At 39.3% G+C, this 18,841-nt stretch carries 19 protein-coding genes and 2 tRNA genes; 14 read left to right on the forward strand and 7 right to left on the reverse strand.

All coding sequences use genetic code 11. The features are described from left to right. Positions 1-69: 69 nt before the first annotated feature. A complete protein-coding gene (locus tag EZ444_RS25745) occupies positions 70-558 on the reverse strand; it encodes a hypothetical protein (RefSeq protein ID WP_131612787.1) in 489 nt (162 codons plus the stop codon). 364 nt (positions 559-922) lie between these two features. Between EZ444_RS25745 and EZ444_RS25750 the strand changes: the two genes are divergently transcribed. Next, positions 923-1,684, forward strand: a complete 762-nt coding sequence (locus EZ444_RS25750; RefSeq protein WP_225874856.1) for a LytR/AlgR family response regulator transcription factor — start codon at positions 923-925, stop codon at positions 1,682-1,684. A 119-nt stretch (positions 1,685-1,803) separates the two neighbouring features. Here the strand turns inward: EZ444_RS25750 and pstB are convergent, their stop codons facing one another. The 5 genes from pstB to EZ444_RS25775 form a co-directional block, all read right to left on the reverse strand. Next, positions 1,804-2,565, reverse strand: coding sequence for a phosphate ABC transporter ATP-binding protein PstB (gene pstB, locus EZ444_RS25755; protein WP_131612788.1), 762 nt, complete (start codon positions 2,563-2,565; stop codon positions 1,804-1,806). Continuing rightward, positions 2,558-3,403 carry a phosphate ABC transporter permease PstA gene (pstA, locus tag EZ444_RS25760; protein WP_169472346.1) on the reverse strand — a complete coding sequence of 282 codons (846 nt, stop codon included), beginning with the start codon at positions 3,401-3,403 and terminating at the stop codon, positions 2,558-2,560. Before pstA ends, pstB begins: the two co-directional genes overlap by 8 nt. Next, positions 3,400-4,290 carry a phosphate ABC transporter permease subunit PstC gene (gene pstC, locus EZ444_RS25765; protein WP_131612789.1) on the reverse strand — a complete coding sequence of 297 codons (891 nt, stop codon included), beginning with the start codon at positions 4,288-4,290 and terminating at the stop codon, positions 3,400-3,402. Before pstC ends, pstA begins: the two co-directional genes overlap by 4 nt. Positions 4,291-4,298: 8 nt before the next feature. Next, the gene (locus EZ444_RS25770; RefSeq protein WP_131612790.1) at positions 4,299-5,132 is read right to left on the reverse strand and encodes a substrate-binding domain-containing protein; all 834 of its coding nucleotides are present in this window, start codon (positions 5,130-5,132) and stop codon (positions 4,299-4,301) included. Between the two features lie 61 nt (positions 5,133-5,193). Then, the gene (locus tag EZ444_RS25775; protein WP_131612791.1) at positions 5,194-5,979 is read right to left on the reverse strand and encodes a CHAD domain-containing protein; all 786 of its coding nucleotides are present in this window, start codon (positions 5,977-5,979) and stop codon (positions 5,194-5,196) included. A 99-nt stretch (positions 5,980-6,078) separates the two neighbouring features. Between EZ444_RS25775 and EZ444_RS25780 the strand changes: the two genes are divergently transcribed. Genes EZ444_RS25780 through EZ444_RS25790 form a run of 3 tightly spaced genes read left to right on the forward strand, consistent with a single transcriptional unit; the run spans position 6,079 to position 9,167 of the window. Then, on the forward strand, positions 6,079-7,209 hold the full coding sequence (locus EZ444_RS25780) for a DEAD/DEAH box helicase (RefSeq protein WP_131612792.1): 1,131 nt from the start codon (positions 6,079-6,081) through the stop codon (positions 7,207-7,209). A 10-nt stretch (positions 7,210-7,219) separates the two neighbouring features. Next, positions 7,220-7,972, forward strand: coding sequence for a helix-turn-helix domain-containing protein (locus EZ444_RS25785; RefSeq protein WP_131612793.1), 753 nt, complete (start codon positions 7,220-7,222; stop codon positions 7,970-7,972). 28 nt (positions 7,973-8,000) lie between these two features. Next, a complete protein-coding gene (locus EZ444_RS25790; protein ID WP_131612794.1) occupies positions 8,001-9,167 on the forward strand; it encodes an FAD-dependent oxidoreductase in 1,167 nt (388 codons plus the stop codon). 5 nt (positions 9,168-9,172) lie between these two features. Here EZ444_RS25790 and EZ444_RS25795 read toward each other — a convergent pair whose 3' ends face one another. Further along, the gene (locus EZ444_RS25795) at positions 9,173-9,703 is read right to left on the reverse strand and encodes a GNAT family N-acetyltransferase (protein ID WP_131612795.1); all 531 of its coding nucleotides are present in this window, start codon (positions 9,701-9,703) and stop codon (positions 9,173-9,175) included. Positions 9,704-9,847: 144 nt separating this feature from the next. Here EZ444_RS25795 and EZ444_RS25800 point away from each other — a divergent pair, with 144 nt between their 5' ends. The 10 genes from EZ444_RS25800 to EZ444_RS27510 form a co-directional block, all read left to right on the forward strand. Next, positions 9,848-11,464, forward strand: a complete 1,617-nt coding sequence (locus EZ444_RS25800) for a hypothetical protein (protein ID WP_131612796.1) — start codon at positions 9,848-9,850, stop codon at positions 11,462-11,464. A gap of 9 nt (positions 11,465-11,473) precedes the next feature. Next, entirely contained in the window at positions 11,474-13,087 is a 1,614-nt protein-coding gene (locus EZ444_RS25805) for a putative Ig domain-containing protein (protein ID WP_225874857.1), read from the forward strand. 86 nt (positions 13,088-13,173) lie between these two features. Continuing rightward, positions 13,174-14,256 carry a fatty acid desaturase gene (locus tag EZ444_RS25810; RefSeq protein WP_131612797.1) on the forward strand — a complete coding sequence of 361 codons (1,083 nt, stop codon included), beginning with the start codon at positions 13,174-13,176 and terminating at the stop codon, positions 14,254-14,256. Between the two features lie 103 nt (positions 14,257-14,359). Continuing rightward, positions 14,360-14,446, forward strand: a tRNA-Ser gene (locus EZ444_RS25815). Between the two features lie 234 nt (positions 14,447-14,680). Then, the gene (locus tag EZ444_RS25820) at positions 14,681-15,703 is read left to right on the forward strand and encodes an acyltransferase family protein (protein ID WP_165503733.1); all 1,023 of its coding nucleotides are present in this window, start codon (positions 14,681-14,683) and stop codon (positions 15,701-15,703) included. 119 nt (positions 15,704-15,822) lie between these two features. Beyond that, positions 15,823-17,139 (forward strand): sensor histidine kinase, encoded by a 1,317-nt coding sequence (locus tag EZ444_RS25825; protein ID WP_131612799.1) that lies wholly within the window; start codon positions 15,823-15,825, stop codon positions 17,137-17,139. A gap of 73 nt (positions 17,140-17,212) precedes the next feature. Further along, positions 17,213-17,770 carry a YeeE/YedE family protein gene (locus EZ444_RS25830; protein ID WP_131612800.1) on the forward strand — a complete coding sequence of 186 codons (558 nt, stop codon included), beginning with the start codon at positions 17,213-17,215 and terminating at the stop codon, positions 17,768-17,770. A 4-nt stretch (positions 17,771-17,774) separates the two neighbouring features. Then, positions 17,775-18,188: a DUF6691 family protein gene (locus EZ444_RS25835; protein WP_131612801.1), complete on the forward strand. Its 414-nt coding sequence runs from the start codon at positions 17,775-17,777 to the stop codon at positions 18,186-18,188. 158 nt (positions 18,189-18,346) lie between these two features. Then, positions 18,347-18,436: transfer RNA gene (locus EZ444_RS25840), tRNA-Ser, on the forward strand. 178 nt (positions 18,437-18,614) lie between these two features. Next, a partial coding sequence (locus EZ444_RS27510) for an ISAon1 family transposase N-terminal region protein (RefSeq protein WP_455430283.1) occupies positions 18,615-18,841 on the forward strand: 227 nt, incomplete at its 3' end.

The raw sequence follows: 18,841 nt of genomic DNA on the forward strand, positions 1-18,841 counted from the left end.
GCTCAAAATAAACCATGGCCACTGACAACCCTATGTCAGTGGCCAATGAATGTTATGGAAAATAATTGCTTATGCTTTCTTAATGGTATTGACAACAGTCATTTCATCATTATAAACCTTAAGGATGAGTATCTTGGTCGCATCCTCTACATTTATAAACCAGACCTTCGCATCTCCTTGCTCAACCTGAACCGAAAAAGTTATTTTGTAGTCAGGATATTTATCTTTCACAATTGATTTGACATCTTCAGGAATTTCATTTTCAGCTGCATAAACCAGATGATACACTAAGGAACCGCCCTTGGTAAATACGGCCCTATTTTTTTGGTCATTCATAATAAAATTCACTACATACCTCTTATTTACTTCATACCATTGAGGTGCTATAGCATCCTTAAATAATTCGTTAAATGATTTCGAAACCGCATTAGTAACTACGGTCCTACTGGCTGTACCAAGAATGGTTACTTCACTAAGTTTTATCTGTGCAGATGTGCTATTCATTCCTAGAAGGGATACCAATCCGCAGAGTAATAAAAAAAACATCTGTTTTTTCATCGTCTTAAAATTTAATTCACATTAAATATAAGCCGTTTTACAATCCAAAAAATCAATAACAGCTACACTACGGTTAAACGAATTCATACAACAGATACAAGCTCATAAACCGCTTTATAGTTAGATATAGGCGTTTGGTATACAAAAACATACCGCTCATACTTATTAATTATGAACAATATTCGATCTTATGCGTTTTAATCAATTCTGACCTATTGTTCAATTTTCGGTTATAGTTTAATTGCTGCCGTATCATTAATCGATTTATGCTATTCTTTATGCGCTTCGTCATCCTGAATTTATTTCAGGATCTCGTTTAAGCAGGTTTTGAATAGGATATTCGAGATCCTGAAATAAATTCAGGATGACGGCCGAATTAATGATACAGCAGCATAAAAATGGAGTATCAATTGGTAAGAACATGATATGGAAATGCTTAATTGTAGATGATGAACAACTCTCCTTAAAGAGCGTTGAAAAGTATTGTAAAATGGTTGATCAACTTGAAGTTGTGGCCACCTGCAACAGTGCTTTTAAAGCTTTAGAATTTATAAAGGCAGAAAGAGTTGACTTGATTTTTCTGGATATAAAGATGCCGGAATTATTGGGTACAAGCTTTATCAGGACCCTATCTCAGCCCCCAAAGGTAATCTTTATCACCTCGCATCCAGAATTTGCAGTTGAAGCTTTTGAATTGGGTGCTGTAGATTACTTGTTAAAACCATTCAGCCTGGAACGCTTCCTAAAAGCAGTGAACAAGGTGATTAATACGGATAGCCAAATTGGAGAAAGGCAAGGTGATCGTCATTGGTGCGAATACCTATATTTTAAGATCAACAGGAAAATGGTTAAAATTCTTCTTGAAAACATTGTATACATAGAAAGTATTAAGGACCATATCAAAATATATCGGCATCAGGATACGCCTTTATTAGTTAAACAGTCGCTCAGTTCAGTAGAATCTATTCTGCCTCATCATCAGTTCATGAGAATTCACCGATCTTTTATCATTTCCCTGAATAGAATTACTGCCTTTACCAATCATGACGTAGAGATTGGTAAAATCGAAATACCAATTGGCAGGCAGTTTTTTGGTCAACTCAAAAAATTATCCCTACAAAAATAGCGATGAGATAAAAATATTTGTTCGGCAACACAATATACTTCTCGAATTAGCGTCTTTGTATATGAGAGCGTTAATTTAGATGAGCGGAAATAGTTGGATTGACTATTTCCGCTTTTTATTTACCCAAAATGCCCTTTCACATAATTACCGGTCAATTCATTTTTAGGATTGTGAAATATGGTATGCGTATCTCCCGCTTCAATAACTTCACCCAAATACATAAAAACCGTTTTATCAGCTATGCGTTGTGCTTGTTGCATATTGTGTGTCACAATTACGATGGTGTAATCTTTCTTAAGTTTTACAATGAGTTCTTCGATCTTTAAAGTACTCAAGGGATCCAATGCAGAACAAGGTTCATCCATCAGGATTACCTCGGGCCTTAATGCCACTGCACGTGCAATACATAATCGCTGCTGCTGACCCCCTGACAATCTTGTAGCAGGTTTTTGCAGTTCATCCTTTACTTCATCCCAAATGTAGCTTTCCTTTAACGCGTTTTCTATAATCTCAGAACGCTCATTTTTAGGCACATCATTAATTTTCAAACCATAATTAATATTCTCATAAATGCTCTTTGGAAAAGGATTGGCCTTTTGGAAAACCATTCCAATCCGACGGCGTACCTCGGTAACAGAAAGTCCTTTTTCATATAAATTCTGCTGTTCCAATAAAAACTCCCCCTCAATCCTCGCGTCGGGAGAAAGATCGTGCATCCGGTTAAAGGACCGCAGCAGTGTACTTTTTCCACAACCTGAAGGGCCTATCAATGCAGTCACCTGATTTCTTGGAAATTCTACATTGATATTTTTTAGCACCTGCTTACTGCCAAACCATACATTAACAGATGAACCTGAAAGTTTGATCGGTTTGTTAGTCATTTTTACTGTGTTTATACCGAATATAAAAAGCGGTTAGGTTTAATAAAAATACCACGATGATCAGCACTAGCGCGGTGCCATAGGCCAATGGCCTAACCTGTTCAATGGCCTGATGTTGCGTGGAAAGCATATACAAATGGTAGGGCAGCGCCATAAATTCCTGGTTTAAGAAGCCTGCAGGATTGTTGATATAGAATGCTACTCCTGTAAATAATATAGGAGCAGTTTCACCGGCAGCTCTTGAAAGTGTGAGTACCACTCCTGTTAATATGCCTGGTAAAGCTGTTGGCATAACCACATCTCTTATCGATTCGAACTGGGTGGCTCCAACAGCTAATGCGGCTTCACGTGTACTGGCTGGAATGCGACGAAGTGCTTCTTCTGTGGTAATAATCACATAGGGCAAGGAAAGCAGGCCCAACGTAAATCCGGCAGATAGCATGGATGTTCCCATCTGCAGTCCCTGGACAAACAGCGCCAAACCAAAAAGTCCGTAAATTATTGAGGGCACCCCCGACAGATTCCTTATAGAAGCTCTGATGGTTCTTGTCAGCCAGTTATCAGTAGCATATTCATTCAGATAAATTGCGCAACTAATCCCAAAAGGAACCGAGACCAGGGCAGTGATCATAGTCAACAGCACCGTACCAATGATTGCAGGTAAAATACCTCCCTTAGTCATTCCCGCTCTGGGCAAGGTAGAAACAAACTCCCAGGAAAGTGAAGGCGCTCCTTTACTAATCAAATCCCAAAGGATGACAACCATAAAAAAACAAACCATGCCAGTGCTGAGCAACAAGGTTCCCCATTCTATGACCGGTGTAATTTTTCTCATCATGCCGAATGGTATTTTCTAAATTTATTAACAAAATACTCTCCCGTAAGGTTTACGCCTAATGTAATCAGGAACAGTACTGCAGCAATAGCAAAAAGTGAATAATAATGAGTTGTCTGATAAGGCACCTCTCCCATTTCAATAGCAATAGTAGCGGTGATGGTCCGAACAGAATGAAAAAAGCCTTTTGGAAAAGCAGCTGCATTTCCTGTTGCCATCAATACGGTCATGGTTTCTCCAATGGCACGACCTACACCCAGCATCACAGCTGCCATAATACCTGGGCCAGCAGCAGGAATAGTCACCTTAATCAGCGTTTGCCATTTACTTGCCCCAACGCCATAGCTCGCCTCCCTATAGGTACCTGGAACCCCATGCAAAGCATCGTCAGTCACGGTAATGATGGTTGGTAATGCCATAACAGCTAATAAAATTGCGCCATTCATGGCATTTAAACCGTTAGAAAGTCCGATAATATCTGCAATACCAGGCCCCAGCACAACGATTCCCAAAAAACCAATGGCTACAGATGGCACAGCGGCCAACATCTCTATCATTGGTTTCAATACACTTTTAACACGCATACTTGCATACTCAGACAAATATGCAGCGGTTCCTATACCAAGGGGTATTGCAATAACCATAGCGCCAAGAGTGACCAGACAAGTACTCACCAATAAGGGAAGAATCCCATAAACCTCTGGATCCCCAGAAGGATTCCATTGTGTACCAGTAATAAAATCAAGCGGATGTATCTTTAAGAAAAAAGCAATTGTATTCCATAGCAGCATAAAAAAAATCCCACCTAAAATAGCAATCACCAATAGCCCCGTTGTTTTTACAACTAGCTTTATGGATTTGTCAATACTTTCTCTAACACCTAACTTCATGATAAGAATTAATGAGTGATGTAATAACCTGAATCCTGGATAATTTTCCGCCCCTTCCCGCTTTTCTCAAATGCAACAAACGCTGCAACCTTGTCCCATGATGTTTCTGGAATAAACTGGTAAAGCGGCCTTTGGAAATAATAACGACCTTGCATGATTGATTGTTGATCCAATGGAGAAATAGCTGGCCGACCAATTTTTGCTGAAATCCTTAATACTTTAACGGGCTGTCCAGTACCGTCCTTTAAAATATATCCGGCTCCAACATACCCTATCCCCGAAATATCCATTTTTACCCCCTCCATAATTTGAGCATTGCCATTCATCTCCTTCGCATCGGTGCTAAATCGGATTTTTAATTTTTTACGGACAAATGAATGTGTCCCTGAATTGCTTTGTCGGCCATAAATATTGATCCTGATGTCCTGACCTGTTATCGGTTTCCAGGATTTGTACTCCCCACTGAGGATTTTACCCAGTGCGCCGACATCAATACTATCTAAAGGGAAATTCTTTTGAACTATAAAAGCTGTTGCATCCTCCGCAAAAACTACCGTACGCAATCTTATTCCTCTATCTTTAAACATCCTGATCTCATCGGTATTTAAAGGTCTGGATGAATTGGCAATATCAGCTTGTCCGTTGAGCAATGAAGCTATGCCCAATCCTGAACCGCCACCCGAAATAGCGACACTAAATTCTTTGTTGACTAGGTAAAAGCTTTCAGCGAGCCTGACAACAAGATTTACCTCGGTATCAGAGCCCTTTACTTTGATGGCTTTATTATTACTGCTGCAGGCCAACAATAAAATGATACAGCAATAGGCTACATTGCATTTCATAAGCAGTTTGTTACTATAAAGATACTACATATTCAAATTAGTTGCATTAATTATCCCTTAATCAGGTGTGAAACAAATTACCTTTGACTAGAGCCATAGCTTCAGCTTTTCTAATTCTCCATCTTTTCCTGATCCCTTTCAGGATATCTTTATCATGCAGGGACAACCTAGTTAATAAGGCCGCATTTAATAAAGTTATGCCGACTACCCAGTCCAGGTAGTCATTTAAAATATCACTTAACTTATTCAACTCATACAGACTCATTTTACCGGCAATGGGAAAGTGGTTTTGAACAGGGGGATGAAATATTTTCAAGGTATACAATACATCTTTCAGTTGTTTTTTTAGCACATGCAAACGGGTGTCCTGGGTGTCTGTCTCGATCAATCTATCAATAGCCTGGGACTTTTTTTGAATAAACCTCTCCAGCCTTTTTTTTGATACCCGATTAGGTGCATTCCTTCTCATCTGTTTGATGACGCGGCGAAAATGAAAGTACTTTAAGGTTATCAGCAGGCTGCATTTTGCTATTGCTATTTGCCGCAACACCTGGTGTGGATACCCATCTTTTTTATTATAAAACGGGGTGATATGATCATAATAGATCTGCAAATCGCGAACGCTTCCTGCATACTTATAGATCTTCTTTAATTTTGAAGGTACCTTTAGCTTTTTCTTTGCCGAAGAACCTAATCCAACCAGACGTACGAAAGCTCTTAGTTTCTTGAATTCAACCCGAAACTGGTGTATAGCTTCCTTATCGCCGTTATACATAATGAGCAAGGCATACTGCTCAATGTTCCTCATTCTTTTTTTCAGGTACCTTTTTATCTGCTTCCTTTTCATCCTATAACCGTATTCCCTAACAAGACAAAAAAATCGATAAATAGTTTCTTGACGTAAGCGAGCAATTTTTGTTTAATTTTACAGCAAATATTAAACAACATGCCTTTTTCGTCTTTAGGTTTATCACCTGCTTTATTAAAAGCACTGGCAAATCAGAATTTTACCGTACCTACCCCTATACAACAAGCAGCTATACCAGCCATACTAGATAAAAAAGACGTTTTAGGTATTGCTAAAACAGGATCCGGTAAAACTGCTGGTTATGCTTTGCCGCTTTTAATGAATGTACAACAATCCTTAGGTCTAAAAAATCGCCATGCCAACGCATTGGTTTTAGTGCCTACACGTGAACTGGCCGAGCAGGTAAAAAATGTATTCCAGACTTTTACTAAGGCGCTTCCGCAGCCAGTCAAAACATTGGCTGTATATGGTGGTGTTTCTATCAACCCGCAAATGATGGGTATGCAGGGTGTAAATATCCTTGTTGCTACACCCGGCAGGTTGTTGGAGTTAATAGATTCGAATGCGGTACACTTATCCAGCATCGAAACATTGGTATTAGACGAAGCAGATAAGATGCTTAATCTTGGCTTTAAAGAAGAGCTGAACAAAATTCTTGCGCTGTTACCTGAAAAGCGTCAAAACCTATTGTTTTCTGCTACCCTGAGTCCTGATATTGAAAACATTAATCAAATCTTGCTACATGATCCAGTAGTGATTAAAATAGAAGCTGGGGAAGATACGCTAGATACGATCAATCAGCTGGCTTATATTGTTTCGGATGAAAAGAAAGGCCCTTTCTTGCGCTATCTGATCAATCACCATGAGATGAAACAAGTATTGGTATTTACCTCTTCTACTCACCAGGCCGATGCGGTAGTAAATAAGCTTCGCAAAAATAACATTGATGCGAAAGCCATTCACAGCAAGAAAAGCCAGGGTTCGAGAACCGAATCTTTATATCTGTTTAAATCAGGCAAGCTTAAGGTGTTGGTGGCTACAGATTTAATGGCCAGAGGGATTGACATTAACTTCCTTCCTTTTGTGATTAACTATGAATTGCCGAGATCACCTAAAGATTATGTGCACCGAATTGGTAGAACTGGTCGTGCCGAAAACCCAGGTGACGCAATTTCATTGGTAAGCCAGAATGAACTACATCATTTTGAAGTTATTCAAAAAAAGATGGGGAAACAGGTGAAAATGATCGATAGCGAAACTATGTTATAACAGGAAATGAATGGATGACATTGAGTATAAAATAATCAAACCCGACTCATCGCTGTCCGACTTTGTAGAGAGCTTTTGGATGATTGTCAATCATTCAGAAGAAAGTAAGGAAATAGTAGTATTACCCAATGCTACCATAGATATTTCCCTATCCCGCTCTTTATCAGAACCATTTCACATTATGCTCATGGGACTAGAAAATGAGGCGGGTCAAACATCCCTTAACCCTAAAATGGTCATTTTTGCCATCAGCTTTAAGTTATTGGCTATTGAATACCTATTAAAAACCAGCATCTCAGATTTGGTTAATGAGGGCCGACCGCTTCCACCTGATTTTTGGGGATTTAGCCAGGATGACCTGAATGATTTTGATAGTTTTCACTTCAAAGCTTCCAACAAAATAAAGGAATTGATCAAGGAAAAAATAGACGAAAGAAAACGGAGACTCTTTGAACTCATCTATTCCTCAAACGGCGCATTGACTGTTAAAGAATTATCTGAGAAGGTATATTGGAGCAGCAGGCAGATCAACCGATACTTTAATCAGCAATTCGGCATTTCCCTGAAATTGTATTGCAACCTATTAAGATTCAGCGCTTCATTTAACCAACTCAACGATGGGCGACTTTTTCCGGAACAAAACTATACCGATCAGGCTCATTTTATTCGGGAGATCAAAAAGTTCTCTGGAGTAGCTCCGGGAGAACTCTCTAAAAACAAAAACGACCGATTTATACAATTATCAGCATTGAAGAAGCAGTAGTTTTACTTCAGTTAAACTCATATTCAAAATGCTAACTAAAAATATAAAAATAGCCATCGTAGGTGGCGGCCCGGGTGGCCTCACATTGGCGAGACTACTGCAAATGAATGGTGCAGAAGTAAAGGTTTACGAAAGAGACCTAAATAAAAATGCAAGAGTACAAGGAGCTACACTTGACCTACATGATGATTCAGGCTTGAAAGCTTTAGAAAAAGCTGGACTGATGGATGCTTTCAAAGCTAATTACCGTCCCGGTGCTGACAAAATGCGTATTGTAGATCATCTTGCCAATGTTGCTTACGACCAACATACCGATAATCAGCCGGAGGAAACATTTGGCAATCCCTATTTCCGACCGGAAATTGACCGTGGTCCATTGAGGAAAATCTTATTAGAATCTTTAGATCCGGATACCGTTGTATGGAATAGTCAGTTTAAATCTATGCAGCAAACCGGTAACACTTGGACAGTCGAATTTCAAAATGGTAATCTTGCTACCGCTGATTTGGTGATTGCAGCAGATGGTGCGAATTCAAAAATCAGGCATTTGATTACGCCACTCAAGCCAGTTTACTCGGGCGTAACTGCTATTGAAGGCAGCATATATGATGCTCAGCACAAGGTGCCCCGTATTTTCGAGTTATTAAAAGATGGTAAAATATTTGGTTTTGGTACCGGAAAAACGATAATCGTCAGTTCAAAAGGCGACGGAAGTGTGGCTTTTTATGCAGGTTTCAGAGCTCCCGAAAATTGGTCAAGCCAATATGAACTGGATTTTTCGGATAAAGCAAGCATCCTAAATTGGTTTAAGCATGAATTTGCAGAATGGGATAACATTTGGCAGGAATTATTTGAAAATGCGGAGACTCCTTTTATACCGAGACCGCTGTATTGTATTCCATTGAATCAGACCTGGGATGCCTTATCCAATTTAACCATGCTAGGTGATGCAGCGCATCTTATGCCTCCTTATGCCGGTGAAGGTGTAAATATGGCCATGCTTGATGCGCTGGAATTGTCCGAACACCTGATTAATCCTGAATATAAAACGCTACAAACTGCCATAGCCAATTACGAAAACCAAATGCGCATTAGAGCAGCTGAAGCTGCGAAAGGATCCCTTGAGAATACCTTATGGATGCACGATAACGATGCAATAACGAAGATGATGGCCATGTTTGACGCCCCTTCGTAACACAATCAATTACCGCGAGATCCAATAGCTTTAGTAAGCTGATAAATGTAGTTTAACTTGATTGGCGTAACTACCTGTTCGCCAATCTTTTTAGCACCAAGTTTTTCTACAGCCTTTTGGGAACGTAAATTTTGACTTCCTACGTGGAAAATAACAGCATCTAAGTATTCAAAGGCATGATTCATCATTAGCCTTTTTAAGGCTGAGTTATAAGTTCCTCCCCAAAATTGTCTGGCAATAAAAGTAAAACCAATAGCAATGGCCTTTTTCTCTTCATCAAAATCATAATATCTGGAACATCCAATAACTTCGCCAGTCTCTTTATCTAACACCAGATAGGCCCCCTCAGATGCTAATGCGCCCTCAAAGAAGGCTTCAAACACCACACGAAGATAGCGATCATTATTAGGGTGTTGCTCCCAAATCAAGGGGTCTGAAGCAACCCGATATAAAGCTTCAAAATGCTCCGCTTTTAAGGGTATGATCTGGATAAGGTCGTCTTCTAATTCCTCCTGTCTATCAAACGTATTATTCATGCTCCTTTTATGTTAAGATAACTGATCATAAAGCTATTTTTCAATATAAAACACCAATCCTTCTTATGTAAGTTCGTTGTTAGCTATATCATTAGATACAGCACAATTTCATGATTTTATCCCTGATAAAAAAACAATTAATTTATGAAATATATTGATTCAAGAATTTCGCAAGTAAAAGTAAGCTTGATGTTATTTTTAATGCTGACCAATGCTTCTGCATGGGCTACAGATCCAAAAAAAGAAAAAGAGCCAGGAAAAAGTGAATGGGTTTACCTTGGCGCTGATGGCAAACTGGTTTATAAAAAAAGTCCTAAGGGCGATCGGATCATGGACTTCTCTTATGCTGGCTATATGGGTGGCGGTGTGGCGCTACCTAATGTAACAGTAAAAGTGACAGTAAAGCCGTTAAGTGATGCGAATGCAGATTGCACAGCGCTAATTCAAGCAGCTATTGACAAAGTATCAGCAATGCCCTTAGCTAAGGATGGCTTTCGTGGAACTGTTTTATTAGCTCCAGGAATTTACCCTTGTTCCAAAACTATAAAGATCACGGCTGATGGCGTTGTACTTCGTGGAAGCGGCAAATCATCCACGGGAAGTGTGATTTTGATGAGTGGTGAAAAGCATGTAGCAATCACTTTATCAAATGGAGTTAATCAACGCATTGGCAACCGTTTGGGCAATGCTACTGAAAGTGAAAAAGCAGTTAAAATAACGGATAATTACCTACCCGCAGGAAGTATGAGCTTTACCGTAGTTGATGTATCTCAATTTAAAGTTGGAGATCAGGTAGAAGTTAGAAAACCAGTTACGGACAAATGGGTAGAGTTTATGCAAATGAATGATTTAGTGCGTGACGGAAAGCCTCAAACCTGGATTAAAGCAGGTTCATTGTTGATTACTGAACGTCGTATTGCGGCCATAAAGGGACAAAAAATCACGCTGGATGTCCCTTTGGTGGATTCCTATGACGCAAATTACACCAATGATGAAACTACCTTGGTATTGGCAAATGATGTAAAACGACTTAAACAAGCTGGTTTAGAAAACCTACGCATTGTATCTCCGCCACAAGCCATTAACCACACCAAAGCGCTTTACTATGCAGTGAGACTGAATGGTGAGGATTGCTGGATGAAAGATCTGGACTTGATGGAAACTATGGAAAGTGTTGGAGTTGGCGGCCGCAGGATTACCATCCAACGTGTAGCCGTTGTTCGTAAGGCCTTACATGAGGGAGCTTCAAAACCAGCAGAATTTGCACCAAACGCTGGACAAGTCCTGTTAGATCATTGTTCGGTAGAAGGCGATAACATTTGGTATGTCGCTTTAGGAGCCGGGCAAACAGGCCCTATCGTTTTCTTGAATTGCAATTTTGTAGGCAATGGCCGTATTGAAGGACATCAACGCTGGAGCACAGGTATGCTTTTAGATAACTGTAAAGCGCCAAATGGTGGCATGGACTTCAAAAATAGGGGCAGTATGGGTTCTGGTCATGGTTGGGGAACTGCATGGTCTGTGGCCTGGAATTGTGAAGCCAGCAGCTATGTAAATCAAATCCCTCCGGGTACTTACAATTGGGTAATCGGCAGCAAAGGAAGAAGTATGCTATTGCCAAGACCTTTTAACAACTCAGGCCCTACGCTACCGGAAGGCATCTTTGACTCTCAAAATGTTCCTGTTGGTCCTTCAAGCTTATATTTAACTCAGTTACAGGAACGCTTGGGTAAACCAGCTCTAAAAGCAATCGGATACTAAACAAGAATTATGATGAAGAAACAGATTATAACAACATGCTTACTTTCTTTCGGAATCCTATGCCTAACCAACAACATGGCAAAAGCACAAGGTGCTCCGGATACCTTAAAGAAATACATCCTTACCCCTGCGCCGGCTGAAACTCCACGAATCAATGGCGCTAAAATATTTGGCGTACGTCCCGGCTCAGTATTCCTTTATACCATCCCTGCTACAGGTATTCGTCCGATGCACTTTGGCGCACAGAATTTACCGAAAGGATTAAATATAGATCCCAATACTGGCCGGATAACAGGAACGCTACTGAAACGTGGTGAATACGAGGTAACGCTTTCTGCTAAGAACGCATTAGGAGAATCAAAACGAAGCTTTCGTATTGTCGTTGGAGATCAAATAGCACTAACGCCTCCGATGGGCTGGAACAGCTGGAACTGTTGGGGTGACGCCGTGAGCCAGGAAAAGGTGATGAGTTCGGCGAAAGCAATGGTAGAAAAGGGTTTGGTTAATCATGGTTGGCAATACATCAACATAGATGATGGATGGCAGGGATTACGTGGTGGGAAATACAATGCGGTACAGCCCAATACTAAATTCCCGGACATGAAGGCATTGGCTGATGATGTACACAGTATGGGATTGAAAATAGGCATTTACTCCGGACCATGGGTTGGGACATACGCAGGGCATGTGGGGGCCTACTCGGACAATCCTAATGGTAGATACGACTGGCTGAAACAAGGTAAACACAATGAATTTTATCGATTTTCTGATCCGCAGGGAAAAGAAAAGCATGGTATAAACTACCATCATGGTAAATACTCATTTGTAAAAAATGATGTACAGCAATGGAATGACTGGGGTATGGATTATTTGAAATACGATTGGAATCCCAATGATGTGTACCATGTTAAAGAAATGATGGATGCTTTACGCGCTTACAAGCGCGATGTGGTGTATAGCTTATCGAACAGTGCCCCTTATGGCGATGCAACGCAATGGGAAAAAATGGCCAATAGCTGGAGAACTACTGGTGACATTAAGGATACCTGGGAAAGAATGTGTCAATTGGGCTTCAACCAAACAAAATGGGCTCCTTTTTCTGGTCCTGGGCATTGGGTAGACCCGGATATGCTGGTTGTAGGTATGGTGGGCTGGGGACCTAAACTACATTATACAAAGCTAACAGCTGACGAGCAATATACGCACATCAGTTTGTGGTGCTTGCTTTCTTCTCCATTGCTCATCGGTTGTGATATGGCCCAATTGGATGATTTTACGATCAGTTTGCTGACTAACGATGAAGTTAATGATGTGAATCAAGATCCATTGGGCAAGTTCGGGATGATGGTTGCTCAGAATGGTGAAACGGTTGTGTATGCTAAACCACTTGAGGACGGTGCTATGGCTGTAGGGCTATTTAATCTTGGAAAAAAAATGGAGAAGATGACGGTGAGTTGGAAAACCTTAGGTCTGCGCGGTGAACAAAAAGTGCGTGATCTATGGAGACAGCAAGATGTTGCCCAATCTGATCGGGAATTTTCAACGGAGGTTAACCCGCATGGTGTTCGTTTTATAAAGGTATATCCAGGCAATAGTAGAGCCCAATCGAGGTCAGGAAAGTAGGTTTAAAAGAAGAATTGCAAATTTTACTAGCAAATAATCATATTTATGTCAAATTTGGATTGTATCTTTCAGCAAAATTTTAATTCATGGCCTATTTGGATAGAGTACTTGATCCGCCGTTTTATGGTTGGACCAATAGTGAGGGAGCGCTGAGTAAGCCATCTCCAAAACAACTTTTTAAAGAATTCTTTAAGCGATTAAATGTATTTCGATGTAAAAAAAACTGGTTGCCGTTTTTCAGCTGGATAAGGGTGCTGATTCTAATCCCCTTATTTTTATTATTCGTGTTTAAGTTTTTCAGTTTAACACTCCTGCTTGTCTTCTTTGTTTACAGCATGATTTTAATGGGAACACATGGAACGATATGGCATCATCGCTATTGTACGCATCAGGCCTATACCTTTAAGAATGATTTCTGGAAATTTATTACCCAGAATTTAACTATCAGTATGATCCCTGAAGAGATTTATGTGGTTTCACACCATGTGCATCATGCCAAATCAGATCAACCTGGCGATCCGTACAATGCTTCTGGTGGCTTCTTGTACTGCTTCCTAGCAGATGCAAATCATCAACCTATAGCAAAAGACCTTTCTGAAAAGGATTATAACAGCACTGTTAAATTAATGCGTCATACAGGAGTAAAGGCGAATACTTTTAGTCAGTACCTTAAATGGGGTTCTGTAACCAATCCTACAGTAGCTATTGCACTATGTTTACTGAACTGGGCTTTCTGGTACCTTATCTTCTTCCTTATTGGAGGACATCCCATGGCTTGTACCGTATTTGGTGCAGCTGCTTTCTGGGCTGTTGGTGTAAGGACTTTCAATTATGAAGGTCATGGAAAAGGTGAAGATAAAAGAAGAGAAGGAACGGATTTTAATACAAACGACATGTCCATTAACCAGCTATGGCCAGGGATAGTTGCAGGTGAATGGCACAATAACCATCACTTGTATCCAAAAAGTGCCAGAACTGGATTTTTAACACACCAGGTTGACCTTGCATGGTATTACATTTGGTCAGGAAAAAAAATGGGGATGATTACCTCCTATCATGATTCAAAACAGGAGTTTCGTCTCCGTTTTGCTGAACCATATCAGGAAAATAAGCTAAAAGAAGCCAGTCAGCAGCCTATAAAATCTGGCGTATTGGAAGGAAATCAATAGATATTAAAACTATAAAGTAATTATTCTCTCTGAGGATCAGTAGGAATATGGTTAATTTCAAATCAAAGTTTGTAAAACCAGTATAGATTTCTACTTTTGCGCCGGAGAGTTGGCAGAGTGGTCGATTGCGGCAGTCTTGAAAACTGTTGACTTGTCAAAGGGTCCGCGGGTTCGAATCCCCCACTCTCCGCATAAAGTATCAAAACCTACAAAAAGCCTGTAATCTTACGATTTGCAGGCTTTTTTGTTTTTGAAGGGTAACAATTTTCGCAGAAATTTCAGCCCTGATGATTACCTACCGAACCAAAAAGCGTGTGCATTATGCCATTTTTACTAGCTATTAATTACATTTGCTTGCATGGAAACAACAACCCCAGCTCTCAGTACTAACTTTTCAAGTTCTACTACTTTAACATCGTCGAACATGAAAACAGAGGAAAAACGGGATGCCAGTATTGACGCACTCAGAGGACTGGCTATACTTTTAGTTGTATTTGGCCATAGTCTACAGTATAGTAACACAGATTTTGATAATAACATATTATTTAGAATAATTTATTCTTTTCATATGCCATTATTCATGTTTATAAGTGGTTATGTTACCTTCTTTGGACAGGATAAGATTGTGCCTGGCTTTAAAAAAAGAGCTATATTACTTTTATTTCCATTTTTTAGCTGGGCAGTAGTTACTTTTTTTGTAAATGCCGTTATGGAAGATCGGCTGAGCTGGCATCAGGCGGAAATTTTCTTTAATAATCTGATTAAATCTCCCGATAACAATGGGTTGTGGTTCCTTTGGGTAATATTCCTTATTAGTGGCATTGTTGTACTGCTAAAAATATGCAAGATCAAACTAGAAATAGGTCTGGCAGTGCTTTGGGTATTATTGAACTTTGATCTTATTAAATGGCCGGAGGCCAACTTTTTGGGTATAGGTTTACTGAATTATCATTTATTGTATTTTTTAATGGGATTCCTATTCTGCAAAACCAGAAATCAATATAAAAAGGTGTATACCATATTTTTATATTTTTGCGCCGTGATTTTTCCTTTTTCCATAGCTTACTGGCATAGGACTACTCCTCCATTTTTTATTAGCGAATTAAATTTGAGCGCTGGGACAACCACAGACATATGGCTGGCTTACAAGTACTTTTGTGGTATTACAGGAACTGGATTCGCTATTATTGTGATCAGTTGTTTAAATAAACTGGCACCGACAATTTCAGAAAAACTAAAGAAAATAGGTTTAATCACCCTGGAAATATATGCGATTCATTATTACTTTTTAATGATCATGCTGGCTGTTTTTACTGTTCAGGAATATAGTCTTAGGGTGTTATTAGTATTTTCTTTCACTTTCCTAAGCAGTATGCTTATCATCAGTATTATGAAAAAATCTCCATTAACTTCTCTAGTATTTTTTGGACAAACTAAAAAAAAGTAAAGAATAGCTGATATTTCAATTGTTCATCATCATCACTCTGGTTGATAAATGGCCAAATTTCAAAAATACCAGGTTTTTGAAATTCCTTTTTACATTTTGAAGGGTATTATTTTCTATATTTGAATTTAGCGCACCCTAAATTGAAGTTCCCAAACCAGATAAAGAAAAATTGGTCTGCATTAATCGGAGACGAATTGCGTTATTCCATGGAATCCCGGATTTTTAATGCCGTCAGTATTTTTGCCGCCATTGTAGCCTCCTTAAATGCCATCATAAATTTTGCAATTGGCTTAGATTTATATGGTTACCTAATGCTCCCTTTAATTGCCGTTTTGTTATTCGGTTACTATTTGTCGCGATATAAGGATAAATTAAACATAGCTATTGGAATATTTGCCATCTCATTTAACCTACTTTGCGGAGGGACTTATTTTGTAGCAGATGGATCCAATGGGGTCAACCTCTTTACATTTATCATCATCATTTTCATCCTCAGTACGGTAACCCCAAAAAAGCAATTCTGGATATGGATACCATTAAACATCATTTTCCTGGCGATCCTTTTAACCATTGAATATTTACATCCTGAAATGGTAAAAACAATTTATGTTGACAAACAGCATAAACTTTTAGATACAGCACAAACATTTTTTGAAGTTGTCATTCTGATATCCATCATTACGATGTATATGAAAAAAAACTACAATCGTGAGAAGGAACTGGCAAAAAACAGCCTTATTGCTTTAGAAAACAGCAACCAAACCAAAAACAAATTATTTTCAATCGTTGCCCATGATCTCAATGCTCCACTATCATCTATAGAAACCTACCTCTCTCTACTTAATGAAATGGATCTCAATAATGAAGAAAAAGTGGAAATCGAAAGGCAACTACTCTCCTCTACCAGGCAAACCTCAGAAATGCTTCAGAATATATTGTCATGGGCCAAGGATCAAATGGATGAAATTAAGGTAAATCTAAGTTCAATTTTTATTTATAAAACCTTAAAACACACTGTCAATTTGCAAAAAAGCATGGCGAAGGAGAAAGTAATCAATCTTATTTTTTCGGCAGATAAAGACCTTAAGGTAATTGCAGATCCAGATATGCTGCAGCTCATTGTCAGGAACTTATTAAACAATGCTATAAAATTTTCTTTACCGGGCGGAACAGTTGCCCTAAGTATATCTAGTCTGAATGGCAAATGTATCTTATCCATAAAGGATGATGGGATCGGTATTGCACAGGATCAGCAGTCGTCCATATTTTCATTAAAGAGTAATGCGACTTATGGAACCAATAAAGAAAAAGGTGTAGGCTTAGGGTTAAAACTAACTAAAACCTATGTAGAATTGCAAAATGGAGAAATCTGGTTTGAAAGCGAATTGAACAAAGGAACCAATTTCTTTGTCAGTTTAGCGTTAATTAACGACTGAGTTCCATCGCATTCTGCAAACATTTTAGGTATAGAATTAGTTAATTCGTAATTTGCCTCCATATAAAAACATCATGCTTGATTTATTGAGACAACCCTGGCCATGGTATACTTCCGGGATTGCCATCGCTACAATTATGGTTTTACTTTTATTTTTCGGGAAGTCATTTGGGTTCTCTTCGAATTTGAGAACCATGTGTACCATCGCCGGAGCCGGCAAAAGAGTAAAGTTTTTCGACTTTGACTGGAAAACACAAAAGTGGAACCTTTTATTTCTTTTGGGCTCTGTACTGGGCGGAGTAATAGCCGCAACATTACTTAATACTGGTGAATCACTCCGTTTATCGGCCTCGACAATTTCGGATCTAAAAGAAATTGGTGTCCAATTCGATGGGCAACTAAATCCGGCACAGATTTTTGGTCCTGACGCTATGAGCTCCCCAATGGGAATATTTATCTTGCTGCTGGGTGGAATACTGGTTGGCTTCGGCTCAAGATATGCCGGTGGCTGTACTTCAGGTCATGCCATTAGTGGTTTATCAAACTTACAGCTTCCTTCTCTGATAGCAGTAGTAGGATTTTTTGCTGGGGGACTGATCATGACTCATTATTTATTACCATTAATTTTTTAACGACATGAAAGGCATAAAATTTATAATTGCAGGAATACTATTTGGCATCATCATGGCCAAGTCTGAAGCTATATCCTGGTACAGGATTCAGGAAATGTTTCGCTTTCAATCCTTCCATATGTATGGAATAATAGGAACAGCTGTAGTGCTTGGTACGATTACGGTATACCTGATCAAAAAGTTCAAACTGAAAGATACTCAAGGCGAGCCAATTATTTTCGCGGATAAGGATAAAGGCTGGCCGCGTTACCTGATTGGCGGATCAATTTTTGGGCTGGGATGGGCACTAACAGGAGCATGCCCGGGCCCGATGTTTGTCAATATCGGATACGGCTACTGGACTATGGGAATTGTTGTGTTAGGTGCATTGATTGGAACTTACCTTTACGGAGTTATTAAAAATAAACTACCACATTAAAATGCCGTAGGAGCAAAATAGGGATTAACGTAACATATTTCAGCCCTTTAAATATAATTAAATAGCCTTTAAACACAATCAAATGGCCATTATGAAGGAAAATGAAATTTATTTGAATCTTAGTTTGTAAAATAGACTGAAGTTTGTACTTTTGCGCCGGAGAGTTGGCAGAGTGGTCGATTGCGGCAGTCTTGAAAACTGTTGACTTGTCAAAGGGTCCGCGGGTTCGAATCCCCCACTCTCCGCCAAGGTATCAAAACCTACAAAAAGCCTGAAATCGTAAGATTCAGGCTTTTTTGTTTTTAAGATTTTTTGTCCGCTTATTACCGGTTGTAGATGTCTACCGCAGTTTCTAGGGATCAATCCCAAAAGTTGTGGAGCAATCGATAAAATTATAGATTTGTATTTCTATACCGTTTTATATTTATGCCATCAGCTACTGCATCCTTGCTCAGATTATTTCTGCCAGATTTTATACTAGAGAATTTTGAATTCAAAGGGGTTATTGAGGATAGTGAAACCTTCCATATCGAACTCGAAGAATTGAATAATCCCCCCTCAGAATGGGATGGGATCAAAGTTTTGTCCAAAGGCTTTTTCCCTCAGATTGTAATTCAAGACTTTCCTATCCGTGGTCATAAAGTGTTTTTTCA

This window comes from Pedobacter hiemivivus, assembly GCF_004331685.1.
Lineage (GTDB): Bacteria > Bacteroidota > Bacteroidia > Sphingobacteriales > Sphingobacteriaceae > Pedobacter > Pedobacter hiemivivus.